The following is a 5703-nucleotide window of genomic DNA, read 5'->3' on the forward strand; positions in this document are numbered from 1 at the left end:
TTCGAGCTGATGGTGCGCGACCGGCAGGTCGTGGGTCAGCTCCAGCAGTTCGGACCGGAACCGGGCGCCGTACGCCGCGGCGGTCCGCTCGTCGAATTCGGCGAGGGTCAGCCGACCCTCCGAGTACGACTCCTGTAGTAGCTGAGCGGTCGCCTCCCGCTCGGCGTCCGAGGCGCGGACCGCCGGTAGTGGGCGGTCCGGTTCGGGCGTGACATCGTCCATGGTCACAAGCCTAGACTCGCTCGAGCTGTACGCGGGCTGAGTAGGTGGACGCGCGTCGGCGGGGCTGCGGCAGGCACACTGGTTGCCATGATCGAGGTACGGAATCTCACCAAACGCTACGGCGGCTCCCTCGCCGTCGACGACCTCAGCTTCACCGTCCGCCCCGGCGTCGTCACCGGCTTCCTCGGCCCGAACGGTGCCGGTAAGTCCACGACGATGCGGATGATCGTCGGTCTCGACAATCCGACGTCGGGGGAGGCGCTCGTCAACGGCAGGCCGTATCGCGATCTCGAGCAGCCCGCGCACACGGTCGGCTGCCTGCTGGACGCCTCCTGGACGCACGCCAACCGTTCCGCGTCCGCGCACCTGAAGATGATCGCCGCAGCGGCCGGCCTGCCCGCGACCCGCGTCGACGAGGTGCTCGCTCTGGTGGGCCTGAGCGACGTCGCCGGCCGCAAGGTGGGCGGGTACTCGCTCGGCATGCGTCAGCGACTGGGACTCGCCACCGCCATGCTCGGTGATCCCGAGGTGCTGCTGTTCGACGAGCCCGTCAACGGGCTCGATCCGGAGGGCATCCTGTGGATCCGACGTTTCATGCACGCCCGCGCCGCCGAGGGCCGCACGGTGCTCGTGTCCTCCCACCTGCTGTCGGAGATGGCGCAGACCGCCCAAGACCTCGTGGTGATCGGTCGCGGCAAGCTGCGCGCGCAGACCTCGGTCGAGGAGTTCCTCTCGGCCGCCAAGTCCTCGGTCATCCTGCGCACGCCGCACGTCGACGAGTTCACCCAGGCCGCGCGTTCCGAGAACGTACAGGCCACGTTCGACCCGCAGCAGGGCGTGTTCCTGATCGACGGCCTGCGGGCCCCCCAGGTGGGCGACCTCGCCGCCAGCCTGGGCATCACCGTCCACGAGCTGCACGAGAAGCGGGCGTCGCTGGAGGAGGCCTTCATGGCCCTCACCGACCAGGACGTCGAGTACCACGGTCAGGAGTCCACCCGATGAACCTGCTGAAGTCCGAGTGGATCAAGGTCACCACCACCAAGAGCGCCTACTGGCTGTACGCGATCGGTATCGCGTTGGCCGTCCTGCTGGCCGTGATCATCGGCCAGTTCGACCAGTCCGCCACCGACCCGGTCGCCGGTGAGGCCGGCGGCGGCAGCGACCCGCTGTTCGCCATCCTCGGGGTCAGCGCGTTCACGGTACTGCTGGTGTGGATCGCCGCGATCGTCGGCGTCACCGGCGAGTACCGCTACCACACCGCCAAGGCGACCTACCTGACGACGCCGTCGCGCTGGCCCGCGATCGTCGCCAAGACCGTGCTGTTCACGATCCTGTCGATCGTCGTCACCGCCGTCTCGGTGATCGTCGCGCTGCTGGTGGCTGGGGCGCTGTCCGGCAACGAGTCGTGGACGCCGTTCTCCGGTGACGGACTCACCTACCTCTGGCGTTTCCCCGTCTACACGGCACTCGGCACGCTCGCGGTCATGGGACTGGCGTACATCATGCGCAACGCCGCCGGGACGATCTCCCTCTTTCTCGTGTGGATCCTGGCGCTCGAGGGGATGGTGTCGCTCATCCCGAAGGTGGGGGAGGACATCGCGGGGTGGATGCCGTTCGCCAACGGTGACTACTGGACCCAGGGTGAGGCAGCCAAGGGCTACATCACCTGGGGCGAGTGGCCGGCGTTCGCGCTCTACGCCGCGGTGTGCGTCGTCCTGTGGGGCGTGGGCTTGGTGATGACCCTGCGCCGCGACGCCTGACCTCGCGCCGCGACCTCTGACCCGCGCCGGGGTGCCCGCGGATTCACGCTCGCGATGCGCCGGACTGGGCCGCCCTTCAAGGGTAGGGTCGGAATCGATACTCGGTCGGCCCTAAGGAGTCGAGATGACCGGCGGAACTTCGCTCAAGCTCGTCCACAACACTGATAGAGACCGCTTCGAGCTGTGGGACGGCGAGACCTTCATGGGACTGGTCGGGTACGAGAAGGACGGCGACGTCTACATCCTCCTGCACACCGTGATCGAGGAGCGGTTCGGTCAGCAGGGCATCGCCCGACTGCTGGTGAGCCTGGTCCTCACCCGCCTGCGGCTCGACGGGCTGAAGATCCGCCCGGTGTGCAGCTACGTGCGCCGCTTCCTCGTGCGGTTCCCCGAGTACCAGCTACTCGTCGCCGCCACCTGACACGTTGCGTCACGCCGCTCGCGCCGCGGACGACCGGCCCCGTCACGGCGGGGAGGATGTCCGACAGGACCCGTAGTGTGGGCGGCGGAAGACCGGCCAGCGAACAGGACACTTCATGACTTACCCGCCGCAGGGCGACAACGCCGACAACGCCTCCTCGTCCGGATACACGGACTACTCCGCACAATCCGGATACGGCGGCCAGTCCGGTGCGGGGCAGGGCTCCTACGGGACCGGCGGCTACGGCCAGGAGGCCTACGGGCAGCAGGGGTACGGCCAGGGCTCCTACGGGCAGGGTGGCTACGGCTCGCAGACGCCCGCGTACTCCGGCGCGGGCGGTTTCGCCGCGGCTCCCGGTGCCCGCCCCGGGCCGCCGTCGAACGTGGGGTGGGCGGTCGCCTCGATCCTGTTCTTCTGGCCCCTGTCCTTCATCGCGATGACGCGGGCGCTGGAGGTCTACCCGCTCTGGGCCGCCGGGCGGCACGCCGAGGCCGAGGCCGCCAGCGCGACCGCCAAGCGGCTCGGGATGATCTCGCTCGCGATCGTGGCGGTCCTCATCATCCTGTACCTGATCTTCATCTTCGCGATGGTCGGCCTGGCCTCGAGCGGTTACTGACGCTCGACCGACGCACGCGCGCCGCCCACCCGGTGCCGGGTCGGCGGCGCGCCCGCATGGGTCAGGACAGGCCCAGGCGCGGTGCCTCGATCGCCGGGCAGGCGTCCATCACCACGTCGAGGCCCGCCTCCTTCGCCCGCTGCGCGGCGGCCTCGTCGATCACGCCCAGCTGCAGCCAGACGGCCTTCGCGCCCTTGGCGATAGCGTCGTCGACCACGCCCCCGGCGAGCTCGGAGTTGACGAACACGTCCACGACGTCGATCTCGCCGGGGACCGACGCCAGGTCCGGATACCCCTGCTGACCGTGGACCGTCTCGGCCTTCGGATGGACGGGCACGATCTCGTGACCGAGGTCCCGGACGAACGCGGCGATCCGGTACGCGGTGCGCAAGGTGTTCGAGGACAGACCGACGACGGCCCACCGCCCCTTCTCGGACAGCAGACGCTCGATGACGGCCGGATCATTGGAATGGCTCATACCCCGTGCAAGGCCCCACGGCGCCCAGACATTCCCCGCGAGCAATCAACCCCCGACGGGCCCTGCGCTCGCTGGCGCTCGCTCCGCAAGTCCCCGACGGGCCCTGCGCGCGGGGCGCTTCCTTCGCAGGCTCAGTCAGTCCCCGACGGTGTCTGCGCGCGGGGACATCGCTTCGCTCGCTGGCGCTCGCTCCGCTAGTCCCCGACGGCGTCCTTGCCGCGCTGGACGATCCGCGGGTCCGGCTCGAACACCACCTGGTGGTCCTTCTCCGGGTAGTCGAACTGGTTGAGGAAGTAGCGCATCGCGTTGATGCGGGCCCGCTTCTTGTCGTTGGACTTGATGGTCGTCCACGGCGCCCACTCTGTGTCCGTGCGCCGGAACATCTCCTCCTTGGCCTCGGTGTACTCGTCCCACTTGCCCAGCGACTCCAGGTCCATGGGGGAGAGCTTCCACCGGCGCACGGGGTCCAGCTGTCGGATCGCGAACCGGGTCTTCTGCTCCTCGCGGGTCACCGAGAACCACAGCTTCGTGAGCCCGATACCCGACTCGACCAGCATCTTCTCGAACATCGGCGCCTGCTGCATGAACGTCTCGTACTGCTCGTCGGTGCAGAACCCCATGACCCGCTCGACGCCGGCGCGGTTGTACCAGGAGCGGTCGAACAGGACCAGCTCACCGCGGCTGGGCAGGTGGGTGACGTAGCGCTGGAAGTACCACTGGTGCAGCTCGGTCTCGGTGGGCTTGATGAGCGCCACGACGCGCGCCTGACGGACGTTGATGTACTCGGTGAACCGCTTGATCGTCCCGCCTTTACCGGCGGCGTCACGGCCCTCGAACACGATCACCTGCCGGTGCCCGGACTCGGCCTGCCAGCGCTGGAACTTCAGCAGTTCGATCTGCAGGAGGTACTTCTCGACCTCGTACTGGTTGCGGTCCATCCGCTCGTCGTACGGGTAGTTCTCCCGCCACGTGTCGACCGCACGGCCGGTGATGTCGATGAGGTCGGGGTCCTCGCCGTGGTCGTCGCGGACCGTGAAGCCCTCGGCGCGCAGCCGGTCGATGTAGTGCCGTAGCTGGAACGTGGACATCGGCGTCTAGTCGAGTTCCACCACGACGGGCGCGTGGTCGGAGGCGCCCTTGCCCTTGCGCTCCTCGCGGTCGATGAAGGCGCCGGTGACGCGGGCGGCCAGCGCGGGGGAGTGCAGCTGGAAGTCGATGCGCATGCCCTTGCGCTTGGGGAAGCTGAGCCCCGTGTAGTCCCAGTACGTGTAGACGCCCGGCCCGGGGGTGTACTCGCGGGTGACCTCGCGGAACCCGGCGCCGTCGAACGCGGCGAACGCCAGCCGCTCGGGGCCGGAGACGTGGGTCTTGCCCTCGAAGACCTCCATGTCCCACACGTCCTCGTCGAGCGGCGCGACGTTCCAGTCGCCCACGAGCGCGACCTGGGCGTCGGGGTCGGCGACCAGTTCGGCGGCGGCGTGGTCACGCAGTCGGGCCAGCCACTCGAGCTTGTAGGTGTAATGCGGGTCGGACAGTTCACGGCCGTTGGGCACGTAGAGGCTGTACACGCGGACGCCGTCGCACACCGCGGAGATCGCCCGCGCCTCCGGGTCCTGGGACTGCTCGGGGTCCTTGTGGAAGCCGGGCATGCCGTCGAAGCCCAGTCGCACGTCCTCGAGCCCGACACGGGAGGCCACGGCGACGCCGTTCCACTGGCTCAGGCCGTGGTGGGCGACCTCGTAACCGAGCTCGCGGAACTCCTCGTGCGGGAACTGCTCGTCCTTGCACTTGGTCTCCTGCATCGCCAGGACGTCGACGTCGGACCGGTCGAGCCAGGCGAGCACGCGGTCCTTGCGGGCTCGGATCGAGTTCACATTCCAGGTGGCCAGGCGCATGGCTGCGAGTCTATTGCGCGCCGCGCGGCGGCGTCACCGTGGGAGGCGGGGGCTGGTCGACGACGACGAGGTGCCGCAGCGAATGGTGTGGTTCGAGTCCGAGCTTGGCCCACAGGCCGCGCCCGGCGGTGTTGTCGGCGAACACGTGCAGGTGACACTCCCGCGCGCCGAGGCCGAGTCCCCAGTCGACGAGCGCGCCGGTGACGACCTCGGCGAGGCCGCGGCGGCGGTGGCCGTCGGCGGTCTGCACGCAGGACACGGCGATCCGCGCCTGCCCGTCGGGGCCGGCGGTGACGGCTCCGCGGGCGATG

9 protein-coding genes are annotated in these 5703 nt (G+C 69.3%); 4 read left to right on the forward strand and 5 right to left on the reverse strand.

Annotation, left to right across the window (positions count from 1 at the left end; translation table 11 throughout):
- Positions 1-222 (reverse strand): DUF1707 domain-containing protein (locus G6030_RS11255; protein ID WP_187701753.1); only part of this gene is annotated, 222 nt, incomplete at its 3' end.
- An 87-nt stretch (positions 223-309) separates the two neighbouring features.
- Between G6030_RS11255 and G6030_RS11260 the strand changes: the two genes are divergently transcribed.
- The 4 genes from G6030_RS11260 (at position 310) to G6030_RS11275 (ending at position 3019) form a co-directional block, all read left to right on the forward strand.
- Complete coding sequence (locus G6030_RS11260) at positions 310-1224, forward strand: ABC transporter ATP-binding protein (protein WP_182643186.1); 915 nt, start codon at positions 310-312, stop codon at positions 1222-1224.
- Positions 1221-1982 carry an ABC transporter permease gene (locus tag G6030_RS11265; RefSeq protein ID WP_182643187.1) on the forward strand — a complete coding sequence of 254 codons (762 nt, stop codon included), beginning with the start codon at positions 1221-1223 and terminating at the stop codon, positions 1980-1982. Before G6030_RS11260 ends, G6030_RS11265 begins: the two co-directional genes overlap by 4 nt.
- A 124-nt stretch (positions 1983-2106) precedes the next feature.
- A complete protein-coding gene (locus G6030_RS11270) occupies positions 2107-2403 on the forward strand; it encodes a GNAT family N-acetyltransferase (RefSeq protein WP_108848324.1) in 297 nt (98 codons plus the stop codon).
- 115 nt (positions 2404-2518) lie between these two features.
- A complete protein-coding gene (locus G6030_RS11275; protein ID WP_182643188.1) occupies positions 2519-3019 on the forward strand; it encodes a CD225/dispanin family protein in 501 nt (166 codons plus the stop codon).
- Positions 3020-3080: 61 nt separating this feature from the next.
- Here the strand turns inward: G6030_RS11275 and G6030_RS11280 are convergent, their stop codons facing one another.
- The 4 genes from G6030_RS11280 to G6030_RS11295 all read right to left on the reverse strand — a co-directional run.
- Positions 3081-3497, reverse strand: coding sequence for a CoA-binding protein (locus G6030_RS11280; protein WP_182643189.1), 417 nt, complete (start codon positions 3495-3497; stop codon positions 3081-3083).
- A 194-nt stretch (positions 3498-3691) separates the two neighbouring features.
- The gene (gene ppk2 / locus G6030_RS11285; protein WP_007627323.1) at positions 3692-4585 is read right to left on the reverse strand and encodes a polyphosphate kinase 2; all 894 of its coding nucleotides are present in this window, start codon (positions 4583-4585) and stop codon (positions 3692-3694) included.
- A gap of 6 nt (positions 4586-4591) precedes the next feature.
- Positions 4592-5392 carry an exodeoxyribonuclease III gene (locus G6030_RS11290; protein WP_182643190.1) on the reverse strand — a complete coding sequence of 267 codons (801 nt, stop codon included), beginning with the start codon at positions 5390-5392 and terminating at the stop codon, positions 4592-4594.
- Between the two features lie 10 nt (positions 5393-5402).
- Positions 5403-5703, reverse strand: a 301-nt coding sequence (locus G6030_RS11295) for a GNAT family N-acetyltransferase (RefSeq protein WP_182643191.1), incomplete at its 5' end; no start/stop codon positions are given.

Origin of the sequence: Dietzia sp. E1 (assembly GCF_014145015.1) — a bacterium.
In the GTDB taxonomy this organism is placed as follows: domain Bacteria; phylum Actinomycetota; class Actinomycetes; order Mycobacteriales; family Mycobacteriaceae; genus Dietzia; species Dietzia cinnamea_A.